This window comes from Amycolatopsis sp. NPDC052450 (assembly GCF_044547565.1).
Classification (GTDB): Bacteria; Actinomycetota; Actinomycetes; order Mycobacteriales; family Pseudonocardiaceae; genus Amycolatopsis.
On sequence record NZ_JBIUAQ010000007.1, the window covers coordinates 149,519 to 167,032 of the forward strand.

At 67.2% G+C, this 17,514-nt stretch carries 16 protein-coding genes and 1 riboswitch; of the genes, 8 read left to right on the forward strand and 8 right to left on the reverse strand.

Annotated features, from left to right (window positions below; all coding sequences use genetic code 11):
- Positions 1 to 96 precede the first annotated feature (96 nt).
- The 4 genes from ACIHAO_RS14750 to ACIHAO_RS14765 all read right to left on the reverse strand — a co-directional run bounded on the left by ACIHAO_RS14750 (position 97) and on the right by ACIHAO_RS14765 (position 3,249).
- Positions 97 to 711: a glycoside hydrolase family 25 protein gene (locus tag ACIHAO_RS14750; protein ID WP_396557971.1), complete on the reverse strand. Its 615-nt coding sequence runs from the start codon at positions 709 to 711 to the stop codon at positions 97 to 99.
- Between the two features lie 91 nt (positions 712 to 802).
- On the reverse strand, positions 803 to 1,567 hold the full coding sequence (locus tag ACIHAO_RS14755) for an ABC transporter permease (protein WP_396557973.1): 765 nt from the start codon (positions 1,565 to 1,567) through the stop codon (positions 803 to 805).
- On the reverse strand, positions 1,557 to 2,567 hold the full coding sequence (locus tag ACIHAO_RS14760; protein ID WP_396557975.1) for an ATP-binding cassette domain-containing protein: 1,011 nt from the start codon (positions 2,565 to 2,567) through the stop codon (positions 1,557 to 1,559). Before ACIHAO_RS14760 ends, ACIHAO_RS14755 begins: the two co-directional genes overlap by 11 nt.
- 88 nt (positions 2,568 to 2,655) lie before the next feature.
- Positions 2,656 to 3,249, reverse strand: coding sequence for a PadR family transcriptional regulator (locus ACIHAO_RS14765; protein WP_125782481.1), 594 nt, complete (start codon positions 3,247 to 3,249; stop codon positions 2,656 to 2,658).
- 62 nt (positions 3,250 to 3,311) lie between these two features.
- Between ACIHAO_RS14765 and metG the strand changes: the two genes are divergently transcribed.
- The 3 genes from metG to ACIHAO_RS14780 all read left to right on the forward strand — a co-directional run bounded on the left by metG (position 3,312) and on the right by ACIHAO_RS14780 (position 7,742).
- On the forward strand, positions 3,312 to 5,105 hold the full coding sequence (gene metG, locus ACIHAO_RS14770) for a methionine--tRNA ligase (RefSeq protein WP_396557977.1): 1,794 nt from the start codon (positions 3,312 to 3,314) through the stop codon (positions 5,103 to 5,105).
- 7 nt (positions 5,106 to 5,112) lie between these two features.
- Positions 5,113 to 5,949, forward strand: a complete 837-nt coding sequence (locus ACIHAO_RS14775; protein WP_396557979.1) for a TatD family hydrolase — start codon at positions 5,113 to 5,115, stop codon at positions 5,947 to 5,949.
- A gap of 413 nt (positions 5,950 to 6,362) precedes the next feature.
- Complete coding sequence (locus ACIHAO_RS14780; RefSeq protein ID WP_396558259.1) at positions 6,363 to 7,742, forward strand: transglycosylase family protein; 1,380 nt, start codon at positions 6,363 to 6,365, stop codon at positions 7,740 to 7,742.
- Between the two features lie 61 nt (positions 7,743 to 7,803).
- On the opposite strand, the gene ACIHAO_RS14785 is transcribed toward ACIHAO_RS14780, so the two are convergent.
- Both ACIHAO_RS14785 and ACIHAO_RS14790 read right to left on the reverse strand, forming a co-directional pair.
- Positions 7,804 to 8,826 carry a DUF222 domain-containing protein gene (locus ACIHAO_RS14785; protein ID WP_396557981.1) on the reverse strand — a complete coding sequence of 341 codons (1,023 nt, stop codon included), beginning with the start codon at positions 8,824 to 8,826 and terminating at the stop codon, positions 7,804 to 7,806.
- Between the two features lie 145 nt (positions 8,827 to 8,971).
- Positions 8,972 to 9,556, reverse strand: a complete 585-nt coding sequence (locus ACIHAO_RS14790) for a GNAT family N-acetyltransferase (RefSeq protein ID WP_396557983.1) — start codon at positions 9,554 to 9,556, stop codon at positions 8,972 to 8,974.
- 40 nt (positions 9,557 to 9,596) lie between these two features.
- Between ACIHAO_RS14790 and rsmA the strand changes: the two genes are divergently transcribed.
- The 5 genes from rsmA (at position 9,597) to ACIHAO_RS14815 (ending at position 16,665) form a co-directional block, all read left to right on the forward strand.
- A complete protein-coding gene (rsmA, locus tag ACIHAO_RS14795) occupies positions 9,597 to 10,433 on the forward strand; it encodes a 16S rRNA (adenine(1518)-N(6)/adenine(1519)-N(6))-dimethyltransferase RsmA (protein WP_396557985.1) in 837 nt (278 codons plus the stop codon).
- Positions 10,434 to 10,680: 247 nt separating this feature from the next.
- A riboswitch (SAM riboswitch) is annotated at positions 10,681 to 10,771 on the forward strand.
- A gap of 210 nt (positions 10,772 to 10,981) precedes the next feature.
- Positions 10,982 to 11,992: a methionine ABC transporter ATP-binding protein gene (locus ACIHAO_RS14800; protein WP_396557987.1), complete on the forward strand. Its 1,011-nt coding sequence runs from the start codon at positions 10,982 to 10,984 to the stop codon at positions 11,990 to 11,992.
- A gap of 122 nt (positions 11,993 to 12,114) precedes the next feature.
- Complete coding sequence (locus tag ACIHAO_RS14805) at positions 12,115 to 13,080, forward strand: 4-(cytidine 5'-diphospho)-2-C-methyl-D-erythritol kinase (RefSeq protein ID WP_396557989.1); 966 nt, start codon at positions 12,115 to 12,117, stop codon at positions 13,078 to 13,080.
- Positions 13,081 to 13,146: 66 nt separating this feature from the next.
- Positions 13,147 to 14,922: an ATP-binding cassette domain-containing protein gene (locus tag ACIHAO_RS14810; RefSeq protein ID WP_396557991.1), complete on the forward strand. Its 1,776-nt coding sequence runs from the start codon at positions 13,147 to 13,149 to the stop codon at positions 14,920 to 14,922.
- A 51-nt stretch (positions 14,923 to 14,973) separates the two neighbouring features.
- Complete coding sequence (locus ACIHAO_RS14815) at positions 14,974 to 16,665, forward strand: fatty acyl-AMP ligase (RefSeq protein WP_396557993.1); 1,692 nt, start codon at positions 14,974 to 14,976, stop codon at positions 16,663 to 16,665.
- A gap of 62 nt (positions 16,666 to 16,727) precedes the next feature.
- Here the strand turns inward: ACIHAO_RS14815 and ACIHAO_RS14820 are convergent, their stop codons facing one another.
- Both ACIHAO_RS14820 and ACIHAO_RS14825 read right to left on the reverse strand, forming a co-directional pair.
- The gene (locus ACIHAO_RS14820) at positions 16,728 to 17,057 is read right to left on the reverse strand and encodes a DivIVA domain-containing protein (RefSeq protein ID WP_396557995.1); all 330 of its coding nucleotides are present in this window, start codon (positions 17,055 to 17,057) and stop codon (positions 16,728 to 16,730) included.
- Positions 17,057 to 17,416 carry a DivIVA domain-containing protein gene (locus ACIHAO_RS14825; RefSeq protein ID WP_396557997.1) on the reverse strand — a complete coding sequence of 120 codons (360 nt, stop codon included), beginning with the start codon at positions 17,414 to 17,416 and terminating at the stop codon, positions 17,057 to 17,059. Before ACIHAO_RS14825 ends, ACIHAO_RS14820 begins: the two co-directional genes overlap by 1 nt.
- Positions 17,417 to 17,514: the final 98 nt, after the last annotated feature.

A 17,514-nucleotide genomic window follows, 5' to 3' on the forward strand; every position in this document is an offset into this window, starting at 1 on the left:
CGTCCGAGTGGCCGGAAACGCAACCCGCCTCCGCCGGAAAGTGAGATCCGCGACCATGCGGTGACAACACGCGTATCCATCGTCACGGAGGGGGCACTACAGAAGCACGTCCGTGAGTTTGAAGGGGTAGACCACGGCGTCCTGCGCGATCGGTCCGTTCACTCCGGGCAGCCCGGTGCCGAAACCGTGCTGGTGCAGTCCCAGCCGCGAGTGGAACCAACCCGGCCTTCCCGGGATCTCGTTGTGCCTGACCAGCCACAACACCACTTCGCTGTCCGCCCACTTGTCCGGCCGCAAGCGATTCGTCCAGCAGTCGAGCCCGGCGTACACGAGAACGCGTTCGACGCGCGCGGCCTGCCTGACGTGTTTGATCCACGCCTTGATGAACCGGTCGTCGACGCTGGGTGCCTCCACTTCGAGCGCCGGCGCGAGCGAACCGGGTGCGAAGGCGCCGAGCGCGCTCGCCGTCCGCACGAAATGGTCGGCCTGGTCGTGGACGGCGCCGGGCCGTGCGTAGTGCCGTGCGCCGGTGTGGATACCGGCGTGCTGCGCGCCCGCCAGATTGCGTTCCGCCGCGACGTCCCGCCAGTTGGTGTTCTCGGTGACGGTGACCGACGCGAACCGGATGTCGGCGCCGCGCACCGCCGCCCAGTCCGTCACCGTCTCGCGGTGGGACAGGGTGACGCCGTGCTCACCTTCCGGATCGATCAAACTCACCTGCCTCGAATTCGCCCCAGTACGACCGAAAGGTCACCTTACGTCGGCGGACCGGCCGTAAGGTGACCTTTCGGTACAGCGTGTCTCAGGCGTTTTCGCGTTGGAACGTCCTCGCGCCCCACCAGATGGCCAGAACGGCCATGACCAGCACCACGACGCTCCCGGTGAACAACGCGTCCATCGAGAAGTCACCGCGGAAACTGTTCCGCTCGACGTCCACCACATGCCGGAACGGATTGATCCGGGAAATCGTGTACAGCCACTCCGGCGCCGAGCCCGAGGTGATCGGGATCAGGATTCCGGAAAGCAGCAGCAACGGCATGAGAACCGCGTTGAGCAAAGCCGGGAAGGTGTCTTCGCTCTTGAGGGTCAGCGCCAGCGCGTATGAGCACGACGCCAACGTGACCGACAGAAGGAAGACGATCACCAGGCTGAGCAGGACGCCGCTGAACGGCGCGTTCAGGTCGAAGACCAGATAAGCCAGCGCGATGATGAGCAACGCCTGGACGACGGTCTGCAGCGCGTTGGCGAGCACCTTGCCCAGCAGCAACGCCACCCGGCTCACCGGCGTGACCCGCATCCGCTCGACCACGCCCGAACGGAACTCCGCGAGAAGCCCGAACCCGACGAACGAACTGCCGAACAGCGCGAGCTGCGCGATGATCGCCGGAGTGAAGATCATCCAGCCGTCCACATCGGACAGGCCTTGCGCGTTGAGCGCCTTCACCAGGAGCGGGCCGAAGAAGAACAAATAGAGAAGCGGCTGCATGATGCCGATGACGAGCCACGTCGGGTTGCGCAGCGCCGCGAGCATGTCGCGGCGGAAGATCAACCAGGTGTCATGCAACATGAGTGGCCTCCTTTTCCGCGGCGTCGTCGACCGGCGCGCCCTCTTCGGCGTCGCGCAGGCTCCGTCCCGTCAGGGTCAGGAAGACGTCGTCGAGCGTCGGCCGGTGCACCTGCATGGACGTCATCGCGATGCCGCGCGCGTCCAGCGCCCGCAGCAATTCGGGCATCGCGGTGTCCCCGCGCGGCACCCGGAACCGCACGGTGCCCTCGGTGACGGCCATCTCGTGCGCCCCTTCGAGGCGGCCCGCGATCTCCGCGGTCTCCGCCGCCGATTCCGGTGAGACCCCGATCACGACACTGTCGCCGGAGACCCTCGCCTTCAACGAGTCCGGTGTTCCCTCGGCGACGATCTTCCCGTCGTCGATGACGATCAGCCGGTCCGAGAGCGCGTCGGCCTCGTCCAGATAGTGCGTCGTCAAGAAGACCGTGACTCCCTGCTCGTCGCGCAGCCTGCGGATGTGGTCCCACAGGTTCGCCCGGCTCTGAGGGTCGAGCCCCGTCGACGGTTCGTCGAGGAAGACGAGACCGGGTGAGTGGATGAGCCCGAGCGCGATGTCGAGCCGGCGGCGCTGCCCGCCCGACAGGGTCGCGGTCGTGCGCTGGTCGAGCCCGGCCAGGTCCAGTTGCTCGGCGAGGACGGCCCCGCGAGCGAGCGCGTCCGCCTTGCTCATCCGGTACAGCCTGCCCTGGAACTCGATCTCCTCGACGACCTTGCTCGCCGGGGCGGTTCCGCCGCCTTGGGCGACGTAGCCGATCCGACGGCGCACCCCCAGCGGGTCGGTGAGCAGGTCGCAGCCGCCGACCGTCGCTTCGCCCGCGGTGGGCTTGAGGAGCGTCGTCAGCATGCGCAGGGTCGTGGTCTTCCCCGCGCCGTTCGGTCCGAGGAAGCCGACCAGTTCTCCGGCCGACACGTCGAGATCGACGCCTTTGACGGCGTGGACCTCGCCCCCATTGCGGCCCTTGCGGCGGAAACGCCGCTCAAGGCCGCGTGCCTTGATCATGTCTACCCCTTTCCGATGCTCAACTAGTCAAGTTTGACTAGTGACTGGACGCACTGTGCCCTAGGAGTCGTCCCGTGGTCAAATTTGATTACTTGGGCGGTGCGCCGAACACCGGTTCGTCGTCACCTTCGCCGGCCATCACGTACTCGCCGGCTTCGAGACGTCCGATCAGATCCCGCATCCAAGTCACGTTCGCTTCCGCGTGCGCGCTCCACAGGCGGTACAGCTCGCTGACGTGAGGCGGTTTCCCCAGGTCGACGGCGTGTTCGCGGGCGTAATGAGTCGACTGGGCGTGCGCTTCCATATTCGCCAGTTGCTGTTTCAGCAGAGCCAGGACCTGCGCGCGGGGCAACGTCGGCATGAACGTGACCGCCGCCGACAGCGAGTACCCGGTCGCGTCGTCGCTCGACAACGCCCTGCCGAGCTGCACGAGGAACTCGGTCTCGCCGTCTTCGGTCAGCCTGTACGCGGTCCGGTCGGGCCCGCCGCCCGCCTCGACGTCCTCGACCTGTTCCAGGAGGCCTTCGGCGGTCATCTTCTTCAACGCGTGATAGATCGAACCCGGCTGGACATTGCCCCATTTGTCGGCCGCCCACGAGAGGAGTTCGCGCCGGACCTGGTAGCCGTGTGCCTTCCCGTACATGCGCACGACACCCAGCACCAGCAGACGCGTGGCGGACACCGAGGCCTCCGATCCTCTCCCGGACAACAATGCCTTAGACGACGTCCGTAGGCTAAACAAGCATGAGCACCCCAGTGTTGACTGCGGTGGCCTGGCCCTACGCCAACGGCCCCCGCCACATCGGCCACGTGTCCGGATTCGGCGTCCCGTCCGACGTCTTCTCCCGCTACCAGCGAATGGCCGGCAACCGGGTGCTCATGGTGTCCGGTACCGACGAACACGGCACCCCGATCACCGTCCAGGCCGACAAAGAAGGCATGACCTCCCAGCAGACGGCCGACAAGTACACCCGTCAAATCGGCCAGGACCTGCAGGGACTCGGTCTCACCTACGACCTGTTCACCCGCACCACCACGGGTAACCACGCCGACGTCACGCAGCAGATCTTCCTCGCGCTGCACCGCAACGGCTACGTCGTCCCCAAGACGACCCGGGGCGCGATCAGCCCGTCGACCGGCCGGACCCTGCCCGACCGGTACATCGAGGGCACGTGCCCGATCTGCGGTTACGACGGCGCACGCGGCGACCAGTGCGACAACTGCGGCAACCAGCTCGACGCCGCGGAGCTGATCAACCCGAAGTCGCGGATCAACGGTGAAACGCCGAAATTCGTCGAGACCGAGCACTACTTCCTCGACCTGTCCGCGTTCGTCGAGACCTTGGGCGAATGGCTGTCCAGCAAGACCGACTGGCGCCCGAACGTCCTCAACTTCACCAAGAACCTGATCGACGACATGCGCCCGCGGCCGATCACCCGCGATCTCGACTGGGGCGTGAAGATCCCGCTCGACGGCTGGCGCGATCAGCCGATGAAGCGCTTCTACGTCTGGTTCGACGCGGTCATCGGCTACTTCTCGGCGAGCGTCGAGTGGGCGCGCCGATCCGGCGACCCGGACGCCTGGCAGGAGTGGTGGAACAACCCGGACGCCCGCTCCTACTACTTCATGGGCAAGGACAACATCACCTTCCACGCCCAAATCTGGCCCGCGCTGCTCTTCGGCCACAACGGCGAGGGCGATCGCGGCGGCGTGGCGGGCAAGTACGGCAAGCTGCACCTGCCCGACGAGATCGTTTCCAGCGAGTTCCTCACGATGAGCGGCTCCAAGTTCTCGACCTCGCGCGGCACGGTCATCTACGTCCACGACTTCCTGCGCGAGTTCGGCCCGGACACGCTCCGGTACTTCATCTCGGTCGCGGGACCCGAGACCCAGGACACCGACTTCACCTGGGACGAATTCGTCCGCCGGACCAACTTCGAGCTGGCCAACGAGTGGGGCAACCTCGTCAACCGGTCCATCTCCATGGCCCACAAGAACGTCGGAGCCATTCCGCGTCCCGCCGCTCCCACGGCCGCCGACGAGGAACTCAAGGAGCTTTCCCGCAAGGCGTTCGACACCGCCGGAGCCCACCTGCAGCGGTCCCGGTTCAAGGCCGCGGCGAGCGAGGCCATGCGCGTCGTCACCGCCGCGAACCGGTACCTCTCGGACCAGGAACCCTGGAAGCTCAAGGACGACCCCGCTCGCCGCGACAGTGTCCTGCACACCGCGCTGCAGGTCGTCTCGGACGCCAACACCTTGCTGACCCCCTTCCTGCCCCACTCGGCGCAGAAGGTGCACGAGGCACTCGGCGGCACCGGTGTCTGGGCGGCCCAGCCCGAACTGCAGGAAGTCGAGGACCTCGACATCCCCGGCCGGATCAACCCCATCATCACCGGGGACTACAAGACCGAGCAGGCGCGCTGGAAGTCCGTGCCGATCGAGGTCGGCAAGCCGCTCGAGAAGCCGACCCCCTTGTTCGCCAAGCTGGACCCGGAACTCGGCGAGACCGGTCCCGAATGGGCGCCGATCTCGAAATGATCAGCTGATGGGTGCGGAGAAGAAGGAGCTGCCGCCGATCCCGGACAGGTTGCCGGTTTCGGTGGTGGACGCGCATACCCACCTCGACGCGTGCGGCGCGGTCACCGCGGCTGATGTGACGGCCATGGTCGACCGCGCCGAACGCGCCGGTGTTTCGCGGGTGATCACCGTCGCGGACGATCTCGCGTCCGCTCGCTGGGCCGCGCAAGCGTCCACTTGGGACACTCGGGTCTGGGCCGCCGTCGCGATCCATCCCACCCGTACCAAGGAATTCGGCGAGGCCGAGAAATCCGAAGTGGAGAGTCTCGCGAAAGAGTCCAGAGTGGTCGCGGTCGGCGAGACCGGCCTCGACTACTACTGGGACTACTCGCCTCACGACGCGCAACAGGACGCCTTCCGGTGGCACATCGATCTCGCCAAGCGGATCGGCAAGCCGCTGATGATCCATGATCGAGACGCTCACGACGACGTCCTCCGGATCCTCGAAGAAGAGGGAGCGCCCGACCGCGTCGTCTTCCACTGTTTCTCGGGGGACGAGCTCATCGCGCGCCGGTGCGTCGACGCGGGATATGTCCTCTCGTTCGCGGGAACGGTCAGTTTCCGCAACGCCCGCGGGTTGCACGAGGCGGCACGGATCGTGCCGGCGGACCAGTACCTCGTCGAAACGGACGCGCCGTTCCTGACGCCGCATCCGTTCCGCGGGCGACCGAACGAGCCCTACTGCGCCGCCTACACGGTTCGCCACCTCGCCTCGCTCAGGGGCGAGGCGGTGCACGAGGTGGCCGAATCGGTACGAGTGACCGCTGAGCGGGTCTTCGGTTTGCCGACAGTCACCACCGGTTGAACGGATTGCGACATTAGTGATCAGCAATGGTCCACTCTGATGAGTGACCAACGTCACGACACTCCGGGCGGTGTTTGCGCAACCCGGCGAGGTTCGTTACTGTCCCGTGATCGTGCCGGTCGGTGCCCGCTCATGCGGTTTCCGGCTGTTACGCCCACAGTCACGTCAGTGCACGTCGGGGAAGCGGAACCAGGAGAGGTACGGCCTGGAACCGTGACGATGGCGCTGGCTGCGGGTGTCGGACTTCTAGAGGTGTGCCGAAGTGCGCATCGAGACGAAGGACGTAGTGGAGTGGTTGTCGAGCTCCTCGACGTCTTGGGAAAGGGAACGACCCAGTGACTGGTAGCAGTAGGCAGGATGGCTCGCGCCTCGGCGCAGAGACGAACACCTTCGCTTCCTCCGGTTCGGTTGCCGTGCTCGACCGCGACACTCAGTACGGTCAGCTGGACTACTCCGACGATCCGCGCATCACGCACCAGGACGTCCTGGCCGCACTCGGCCCCGACGCCGACACCCTGATGGCCGAGATCGACGTCGACGTCGACGAGCTGATCCGGCTGATCAGCGCCGAGACCACCATGCTTCCGCCGATCGTCATTCCGGACGAGCTGGCCGAAGACCGCACCGCGGGCGCGCCGATGAAGGCCGCGACCAAGGACGAGGTCATCGCGAACTCGACCCGCGTCTGGAAGAAGCGGTTCCTCAAGGGAACCGTCATGGCGGTGCTGCTCACCCTCGGCGGTGGCGGCGCGGCAGCGATGGCGATGAACAAGAGCGTCACGCTCGACGTCGACGGCAAGCAGCAGACCGTCCACAGCTTCGGCGACACGGTCGGCGAGGTCCTCGAAGACGCCGGTCTTTCGGTCGGCGCGCACGACTCGCTCTCGCCCTCGCCGCAGGCCGAGGTGGGCGACGGCGGCGTCATCAAGCTGGAGCGCGGCCGCAAGCTCAACCTGATCGTCGACGGCGCACCGCAGCAGGAGTCCTGGGTCCGCGCGACCAACCTCGGCGAAGCGTTGAACCAGCTCGGTCGCGCCGACCTCGCCAAGGCCGGCACCTGGACGTCGCTCCCGCAGAACGGTGAGCTGCCGCTCGAGGGCGCCACCGTCGAGGTCAAGACCCTCAAGAACGTCACGGTCTACGACGGCGCGAACGACCCGCGCAAGGTTCAGACCAACTCGGTCACCACCAAGGAATTCCTCGGTGAGCTCCGGATGACCCTCGGCCCGGACGACGAGGCCGTCGGCGGCCTCGACGTCAAGCTGGTCGACGGCGCCGAGGTCCACATCAGCCGGACCGGCGTCACCATGGTCAAGCAGAACGAGGAAATCGCTCCGCCCGAGCAGAAGGTCGACGACCCGGAGCTCGAAAAGGGCAAGACCAAGGTCGAAGACCCGGGCACCGCGGGCCAGAAGACCGTGACCTACAAGGTCACCAACCGCAACGGCAAAGAGGTCGGCCGCGAGAAGGTCTCGGAAGAGGTCATCACCGAGGCCAAGCCCAAGATCGTCAAGGTCGGTACGAAGAAGCCCGCCGATCCGGTCATCGGGGACGCCGGCGCCTGGGATCGCATCGCGCAGTGCGAGTCGACCGGCAACTGGTCCGCCAACACCGGCAACGGCTACTACGGTGGCCTGCAGTTCAACAAGAGCACCTGGGATGCCTACGGTGGCGATCAGTACGCCGCTTACCCGCACCAGGCCAGCAAGGCCCAGCAGATCGCTGTCGCCGAGAAGGTCCGCGAGGACCGCGGTGGCTACGGCGCTTGGCCGCACTGTGGCAAGAAGGCCTGACCGCCGAATAGTTCTCCTTTCCTGAAGGCCATCGTGTGGGTTCCGTCCCGCAAGGTGGCCTTCAGGCCGTTAAGGGCTCCTGCGGCGGTGTAGTACCTCCGGATCTCGGTCTCGACAGTCGCGCCCACCAGCGAGGCGGCCGTAGGTGGGCCACATTCCGGGATCGCTGAGCCGCGTTGCCCTCTCGTAGGCCTCCGTCACCACGGTGTGGGCTTTGGTGGGCCTGAGACCGTGCCTGGGGCGGTCTGGGGCGGCTTACGGGGGTCTCGACCGACTCCGCAGGAGGAGGCTGCTCGGTGACCCGCTCCGACGCCTGTCGGGGCAATGGGATGTCCGGGCTGCTTTCCGCGAGATCGACGATCTCCGAGAGTGCGTCACCGCGTCTCTCCGCCGGCGTGCGGTCGTCGGCTTCTCCGTTCGGAGCCGGATACGCCCGCGGTACGAGAAGCGCGTTCAGGCGGGCGCCTGTTTCGGGGTCGAGGTTGCCACGCAGGTCCCAACGACCGGTGCGCTTCTGACGCAACCAGAACTCGCTTCGCTGAAGTTTCGGACGGGGATCCTCTTTGGGATTCCCGTCCGGGTCGAGATCGGCGAGCAACTCCGTCCCCGCAACCGTGACGTCGCGTGGTCTGGCGACGCGGGCGAGCTCGACCAGGCCCTTCTCGGCCTCGTGCCGCGTGCTCGCGGAGAGGTGGTCGGGCAGCCGCTTCATGACGGTGACGATCCGGTCGATGCCGGCCTCGGCCAGTGCGCCGGTGGAGGCCGCGGTACCGGTCAAAGGCGCGACGGGGTCGATCGACGTGCCGTCGCGCACCCGTCTCGAATTGAGCGCGACCGCTCGGGCGGTCACCTTCTGGGCCTCCGCTCGAGGCACCCGGGCCACATGCTCGTAAAAGACGGCGATCGAGTTGTATCCGTAGAGCTCACGGACACCACGGGACTCGATCTCGGCCAGGATCTGGCCGACTTCGGCGAACAGACGTCGCCCTTCGCGTAGCCGTGTCTGCAACTCGTCGAGAAGCAGTTCGGCGTCACCTTCCGGCAGGTTGAGCGGGAAGGCCTTGGGAATGTTTGTGCTGGTCATCCCTCGATTGTCGAGGCAAATTCGAACGAATGCACGGTATCGATCGGGTGGATGATCATCACGCTCCGAGGGCGCCGACCTGCGCGTATCACTCTGGAGTGGGATAGGTGTCAGTTCGAAACGCCACAAGGATGATGGGGCCGGATCACGCCGGACCCCGGCCTGAGGGGTTGAGCTGTTCCCACTCCGCGCGGAGCACCCCGTAGACGACGGCGTCGTGCACGCCGCCGGACCAGCGTCGAGCGCGCCGGAACCGGCCTTCTTCGACGAACCCCAGTCGTCGTCCCACGGCGATCATTCCCGGGTTGCCCGAGTACGTCGCGAAGTCCAAGCGCAGCGTGTCGGTGCGGGAGAACAGGTAAGTCGTCCACAAGCGCAAGGCTTCGGTGCCGAAGCCGCCGCCCCAGCACCGCTCGTCGTAGATGACCAGCCCCATCCGCCGCCAGTCGGTCTCCCGGCTTTCCCAGTACCAGCTCACCCGGCCGATCAACCTGCCGTCGGTCAGGTCGCATACGGCGAGGCCGGCGCGGGGATCGGGCCGTTCGGCCTTGGTGGTCGTGAGTTCGACCGCCGTGGATGCGACAGCGGCCGCGGCCGGGGTGCCGAAGTAGGGCCCGTTGGTCTTGTGCCAAGGCCGCGCGGGATCGAGCAGGTCTTCGAGTGATGAAAGATCGGATGGCCGCCAGTCGCGCAGCCGGACTTTCTCACCTTCGAGTACGACGTCGTCCACCGGCCGATCGTCGCTTGCCGCGGCTGACTACGATCGTCGGGTGACTGAACTGCTCGGCCCTGCGGAGATCAGGGCGCTTGCGGCCGAGCTGGACGTACGTCCGACCAAGAAGCTCGGCCAGAACTTCGTGCACGATCCCAACACCGTGCGCCGCATCGTCGATCTTTCCGGGATCGGCGAAGGTGATGTCGTGCTGGAAGTCGGGCCGGGCCTCGGCTCGCTGACCCTCGGACTGCTCGCGACCGGTGCCGAGGTCGTCGCGGTCGAGATCGATCCCGTGCTGGCGAAGCGACTGCCGGACACCGTGGCCGAACGAGGCGGGGCCGAAAGACTGAAGGTCGTCGGTGCGGACGCTTTGCGGATCACGGCGGACGACCTGCCCGCGCAGCCGACCGCGCTCGTCGCGAATCTGCCGTACAACGTCGCGGTTCCCGTCGTGCTTCACCTGCTCGCCGAGCTGCCGTCGCTGACCAGCGGCCTAGTGATGGTCCAGACCGAGGTCGCGGATCGGATGGCGGCAGGGCCGGGGAGCCGTACTTACGGCGTGCCCAGCGTCAAACTGGCGTGGTACGGGAAGACACGCAAGGTCGCCGCGGTGCCCCGTGCGGTGTTCTGGCCGGTTCCGAATGTGGACTCCGCACTGGTCGCTTTCGAGCGGGGCGAAGTGGTGGCATCCGTCGACCGGGAGCGGCTGTTCGCGGTGGTCGACGCCGCCTTCTCCCAACGGCGGAAGACTTTGCGTGCCGCGTTGGCGTCATGGGCCGGTTCCGCCGAACGCGCGGGGGAGCTGCTCGAAAAGGCGGGGATCGACCCCAAGACCCGCGGGGAGCAGCTGGACGTGCACGAGTTCGCTCGGATCGCCGCCGCGGCCGTCTGACCGACCGCGGCAGATGTGACCGGCACCGCGCCGACGCGAGTTGGTCAAGGTCAGCACGAGTGCGTAAGTCCTCTTCTCGATCTGCCTGAGCACGACCCGTCTTAGCAGGCAGCGTCGCTGTCGAAGTCCACGCACCACTGTCGCTGTCTCATATTATGGACAGCGGATCCTGTATGGTGGACGCGACCAGGCGTGTGATCTGCGCCTACGCGCTTGCTTTCATCCAGTGGGATCGGTTTTACTCAGTGAACCATCCCGAGCGACTGAGAGACCTGGCTCGCCGAAGTCGCAGCAACCACCCTCCACAGGGCAGGTGCTACAGCCAGGACCGATGGAGGCTGTGCCTAATGAACAGGGTCACCCACCCGCTCCTGCTGACCAGGCGACGCGTTGTCGATGAAGGTCGCCGCACGGTAAGTGCGTGTCGACGCTCCACCGTTACTGCCTGAGTTCTTTCCCTTATCTCTGAATCCGTCCGTTCCGGACGGTTACTCGGTGACGGTCGGCGCGCTCGAAAGATGCAGCGCCCCATGTGCATGGAGCCCTTCGTGATCACTGTCGAAAACCTGTCCAAATCCTTTCCCCTCAACGGAAATCCCGTCGTCGCCCTGCGCGATGTGAGCGTGGACATCCAAGCGGGCTCGCTGTTCGGAGTCGTGGGTCCGGCCGGCTCCGGCAAGTCGACCCTCGCTCGTTGCATCGGCCTGCAGGAGCGCCCCGACCGCGGCGTCGTCCGGCTCGACGGCCTCAACACCGGAACCCTCGACGGACGTCGCCTGCGCGAGATCCGCCGCCAGGTCGGTGTCGTGAGCACCAAACCGGAATTGCTCGCCGAGCGCACCATCGCCGGCAACATCGCTTCGCCGCTCGAACAGCTCGGCCTCGACGGTCCGCAGCGTCGCAACCGGGTCGGCAACCTGCTCGACCTGGTCGGGCTCACCCCCCGGGCGGGGCAGCGGCCCGGCGACCTGACCGAAGGGCAGCTGCGCCGGGTGGCCATCGCCAAGGCCCTCGCCGCCGGGCCGTCCGTGCTCTTGGCCGACGACCCGACCGCGGGTGTGCAGCCCGAAGAGTCCGGCGCGGTTCTGACCGTGCTCGACCGGGCGCGTGCCGAGCTCGGAGTCACCGTGCTGCTCACCACTCCCGACGCCGGCGTGGTCCGCCGTGTCTGCGATGACGTCGCGGTACTGGAGGCCGGGGCGATCATCGAACGGGGAACCGTGCTCGACCTGGTCTCCGACCCGAACAGCCGGACCGCGCAGGCGCTGCTTCCCGCGATCGAGACCGGGCGGACGCAGGCCTCGAAGTACGACCGCGCGGTGGACGTCGTGCTCGTCGGCTTCGCTTCGGTCGGTGCGCTGCTGCCGGAAGCCGCCGGTCGCTTCGACGTCGAACTCGCCACCATCGGCGGCGGTCTGACCCGGATCGGTGACACGCCGGTCGGCCGGTTCCGCCTCGGTGTGCGCGGTGAGCGCGCCGACGCCGCGCTCGCCTGGATCGCCGAACGCGGCGGCCACGTGACCCACCCGGTCCGCGGACCGCAGGGCGTCGCCGCCTGATTCCTCCGCGAACGGGCCGTCCAGGACGAAAGCTGTCCGGGCGGCCCGTTTCGTGTGTGACCCGTCCCGTTCTCTTTTCTCCTGGTGACAGCACAAGTGGAGCGGCCACGTAGTCTTGACTGGTGCTCGCCGTCGTACCGCCCCCAGTGACCGTCAGGGTCCCCGCCAAGGTCAACCTGCACCTGTCGGTCGGTGACGTACGCCCGGATGGCTACCACGAGCTGGTGACCGTGTTCCAGGCGCTTTCCCTGACCGACGAGGTGACCGTCGCGGTCACTGAAGACCCAGGCGTCGAGGTCTACGGCGAAGGTGAAGGTGTCGTACCGACAGGGGCCAACAACCTCGCCTGGAAGGCGGCGCAGGCACTGGCGGCCCACGCCGGCAAGGCGGACGCCGAGTCCAAGGTCCGCGTGGTGTTGCGCAAAGGCATCCCGGTAGCGGGCGGGATGGCCGGTGGCAGCGCCGACGCGGCCGCGACCCTGGTGGGCCTCGCGTCGCTTTGGAAGCTCGACATCTCCAGAGACGAGCTGGCGGGTATCGCCGCGAAGCTCGGCAGCGATGTTCCTTTCGCGCTCTACGGCGGAACCGCGCTGGGTACCGGCCGGGGTGAGCAGCTGGTGCCGGTCTTGTCGAGGCACACGTTCCATTGGGTCCTGGCGTTCGACCAGCGTGGTCTTTCGACTCCGCGGGTGTTCGGCGAGCTGGACAGGCTGCGTGAAGAGGGCAGCCCGCCTCGGATCGGTTCGCACACTCCGGTGGTCGAGGCGCTGGCGTCCGGTGATCCGCGGCAGCTGGCGTTGCTTCTCGGCAACGACCTGCAGGCGGCCGCTGTCTCGTTGCGTCCGGGACTGCGGCGCACGTTGCGGGCCGGGGTCAACGCGGGTGCGCTCGCAGGCACCGTGTCCGGATCCGGGCCGACCTGCGCCTTTCTGTGCGCGGACGCGCAATCGGCCGTCGAGGTCGCCGCGGAGCTGTCCGGTGCGGGGGTCTGTCGCACGGTGCGTGTCGCACACGGGCCGGTCCCCGGAGCCCGGCTGGTCGGCGGGGATGACGCGCCGCGACCGTCGCCGCCTCGGGTGCACGCATGAGGGTGTCCGAAATGGACACCGACTAATTCGTTGTGTTGCAAGCTTTTGGAAAGGATCGGCTGAGGCATGGCCAACTTGGTCAACCTGGAGTCGGTGAGCAAGTCCTTCGGGGTGCGCCCGCTGCTCGACAGTGTTTCGCTCGGTGTGGCGGAGGGGCAGCGTATCGGTGTCGTCGGTCTCAACGGGGGCGGGAAGACGACGCTGCTGGAGGTCCTCGCGGGGATCGCCGAGCCGGATACCGGACGTGTCAGTCAAGTCCGGGGCTTGCGGATGGCCGTGGTCACCCAGCGGACCGAACTCCCTGACGGCAGCACGGTCGGAGATGTCGTGCTGGAGCGCTACGGCGCGGAGCACGAGTGGGCCGCTGACGCGCGAGTCCGGTCCATTATGGATGGTCTGGGAATCACCGCCCTCGGAATCGAGAAGGCGACGGCGAACCTGTCCGGTGGCGAACGGCGCCGCGTCGCGCTGGCGGCGGCCCTCACCGGTGAACTGGACCTCGTCGTACTCGACGAGCCCACCAACCACCTCGACGTCGAAGGTGTGCGCTGGCTCGCGGATCACCTGCTCAACCGCAGGATCGCGGTCGTGGTCGTCACGCACGACCGGTGGTTCCTCGACACGGTCGCGAGTGTGACCTGGGAGGTCACCAACGGTCGCGTCGAGCAGTACGAAGGCGGATACGCGGACTGGATCTTCGCTCGGGCCGAGCGGGCGAGGCTGGCGGCGACGGCCGAGGAAAAGCGGCAGAACCTGGCGCGTAAAGAGCTCGCGTGGCTGCGTCGCGGCCCGCAGGCCAGGACGTCGAAGCCGCGCTACCGCGTCGAGGCCGCGGAAGCCTTGATCTCCGACGTGCCCGAGCCCCGGGACTCGGTCGAACTTCAGACGTTCGCCCGGCGCCGGCTGGGGAAGACCGTGCTGGAGATCGAGGACGCCACGTTGACCGTCGGCGGCGACCGCACCTTGCTCGATCACGTCACGTGGCGGATCGGGCCCGGCGACCGGATCGGTCTGGTCGGCGTCAACGGGTCCGGCAAGACGACACTGCTCAAGCTGCTCGGCGGCGACACCGAGCCCGAAACAGGGCGGCGCATCCAAGGCAAGACGGTCAGCCTCGCGCACCTGCGGCAGGAGCTCGACGATCTACCGGGCGATCTGCGCGTGCTGCAGGCGATCGAAGAGGTGTCGGGGCGGGTCGTGTTCGGCAAGCAGGAGCTCACCGCTTCGCAGCTGGCCGAAAAGCTGGGGTTCCCCGCGTCGAGGCAGTGGACTCCGGTCGAAGACCTTTCCGGTGGTGAACGGCGACGCCTCCAGCTGTGCCGGCTGCTGATGGCCGAGCCCAACGTGCTGCTGCTCGACGAACCGACGAACGATCTCGATATCGACACTTTGCAACAGCTGGAAGACCTGCTCGATTCGTGGCCGGGCAGCCTCGTCGTCGTTTCGCACGACCGGTATCTGGTGGAACGCGTCTGCGACACGATCGTCGCCCTGTTCGGGGACGGGCAGGTGACGCATCTGCCGGGCGGGATCGAGGAGTACCTGAACCGGCGAGCCAAGAGCCTCGAGAAGGCCGGTGCCGACCGGAAGCAGGGCAACGGGCAAGCTTCCGCGCCCAAGAAGAGCGCCGCGGAACAGCGAGCGGCGCAGAAGGAGCTGTCCCGTCTCGAGCGCAAGCTCGACCAGCTGCACGCGAAGGAAGAGAAGCTGCATGCGGCACTGCTCGGCGCGGCCACCGACCCGACGAAGCTCATCGAGCTGAACACCGAACTGAAAGCCGTCGAAACGGAGAAGGAGGAGGTCGAAGCCCAGTGGCTGGAGACCTCCGAAGACGCGGAGTGAGTTCACTCGACGGCGAGCGCGTCGTTCGGCGCGGACAGTAGTGTGACGCGCATGAGTCGGTTCGTGGACACGCTCGTCGCCACCGCGGCGGGGCGAGGTCAGCAGCGGGGAATGGTCACCGGGGAGCCCAAAGAGCCGGTTCGGCGTACGTGGGCCGAGATTCACGAGCAAGCCAAGCGGGTCGCCGGCGGTCTGGTGACCGCCGGGCTCGAGCCCGGCAAAGCGGTGGCGGTCCTGGCGGCGGCACCGTCGCTGATCGCGCCGACGGTTCAGGCGGTATGGCTCGCCGGTGGCAGCGTGACGATGCTGCACCAGCCCACGCAGCGCACCGACCTCGCCGAATGGGCCGAGGACACGGTTCGTGTGCTGCGGATGATCGGATCCGGCCTGGTGCTGCTCGGTGAGCCGTTCGACCAGTTGGCGCCGGTACTCACCGAGCACGGCATCGCCTTCCAGGTCATCACCGAGCTGCTCGAGGCCGAACCGTTGGCGGAGCCCGTGCCGACGGCCGAATCGGACACCGCGCTGTTGCAGCTGACCAGTGGGTCGACGGCCGATCCGAAGGCCGTTCGGATCACCTACGGAAACCTGTATTCGAACGTCAAGGCGATGGTCGAACGTGCCGAGTTCGATTTCGACGTCGACGTGATGGTCTCGTGGCTGCCCACGTTCCACGACATGGGGATGGTCGGCTTCCTGACGGTCCCGATGACGTTCGGCGTCGAACTCGTCAAGATCACGCCGCTCGAGTTCCTGTCGGGACCGTTGATCTGGCCGCAGCTGATCAGCAAGTACAACGGCACGACCACGGCCGCGCCAAACTTCGCCTACGCGATCGTGGGCAGGCGCATGGCCCGTGTCGAGGATGACAACGCTTACGACCTCTCGAAGCTGCGGATCGCGCTGAACGGCGCCGAGCCGATCGACGAGACGGCCGTGCGGACGTTCGTCGAAGCGGGGTCCCGGTTCAAGATGCCGGCCGAATGCGTTTTCCCGGCGTACGGCATGGCGGAGGCGACTCTCGCGGTTTCGTTCGCGCCGTTGTTCACCGGTTTGACGCTGGACGTCATCGAGGCCGACGCGCTCGAGGCGGACAACCGCGCGGTGCCGGTCCCCGAAGGCGACCCGCGGCGCGGGACCGATGAGGTCCGGTCCTTCGCGGTGCTCGGGCCGCCGCTCGACGGGCTCGAAGCCGAGATCGTCGACGACAAAGGCACTGTGCTCGGCGAGCGCGAGGTCGGGGAGATCCGCCTGCGCGGCGAGGCCGTGACGCCGGGCTACCTGACCATGGAAGGCCCGCTCGCGACACAGGACGAGAACGGCTGGCTGCTCACCGGCGACCTCGGCTACCTGGTCGACGGCATGATCGTAATCTGCGGCCGTCGCAAGGACGTCATCATCATGGGCGGCCGGAACCTGTACCCGACCGACATCGAACGGGCGGCGACCTCGGTCGAGGGGGTCCGGGCGGGGAACGCCGTGGCCGTGCGGATCGGCGCCGGCAGTCGCCGGGAGCGGTTCGCCGTCGTCGTCGAATCGAAACTCGCCGGGGACCCGGAAACTGAAAAGGCGCTGGCGAAGGAGGTCGCGGCCAAGGTGCGCGGCGCCGTCGACATGCGGCCCTTCGCGGTTGTGGTGCTTCCGGCGGGAAGCCTGCCCAAGACGCCCTCGGGCAAGGTGAAGCGGGCCGCGACCGCCACCCAGTTCGCGGACAAGATCGCCAAGAACGCGGCGACCAGCTGAGACGAAAAGGGCCGGGTCCGCGAATATCGCGGGCCCGGCCCTTTCGCAGCACCTCCCGTTGGTCAGCGGCGTCGCCAGGGTGGCTTACGGCTGTGGGTGTGTTCCAAGGCGGGCGCGATGTAGTAGCCGGCCGATTGAGACAGTCCGGCCAGCGTTCCCTCGACGTCCCGGAGGAACGCGTCGACGGCCGCCGGGTCGTAGCCGCGTTTCGAAAGTGGCGCTTTGGCGAACGCCACGTTGTGAACATCCGAAACCGACAAGTCGTCGTCGCCGTCGAGAGTCGCCGCGACCCGCTCGAGGAACGCGTCGACCGCCGGTTCGTGATAGCCCCGGGCGCCGATCGGCGCCCGGTCGAACTGCCGGGTTCTGGCCTCGAACGCGGTTATGGGCACTAGCGCTCCCGCAGGAACTCGACGGGACCGCGGTCCGGAACCGCGCGTTCGGCGGTCGCCTCGTCTTCTCCACGCGCGCCGGGCACACCGAGTACGTGCTGGCCGGTCCGGTGGGCGAGCTGCCCTTCGACCTTGTCGAGGAAATCGTCGACTTCGCGTTCGTCGTAGCCGCGCTTGCCGATCAACGGGCGCGAGAACATGACGTGGTGGACCTCGGCGGCCGTCAGGTCGTCCCGGTCCGAGATCGTGTCGGCGATCCGCTCCAAGAACGCGTCGACCTCGTGTTTGGCGTATCCTCGCCGCCCGATCGGGGCGTTCGGGAAAGTGGCGCCGGTGATGTCTTCGGCCGTAAACGACATGAAACTCTCTCCGGTTCGGTGGGGAATGCGATCTCCGCGTTCCGTCCTAACGGGTTTGAGAGTTCCCCGGAAGAGCTCGCGCTATTCCACGACTCGAT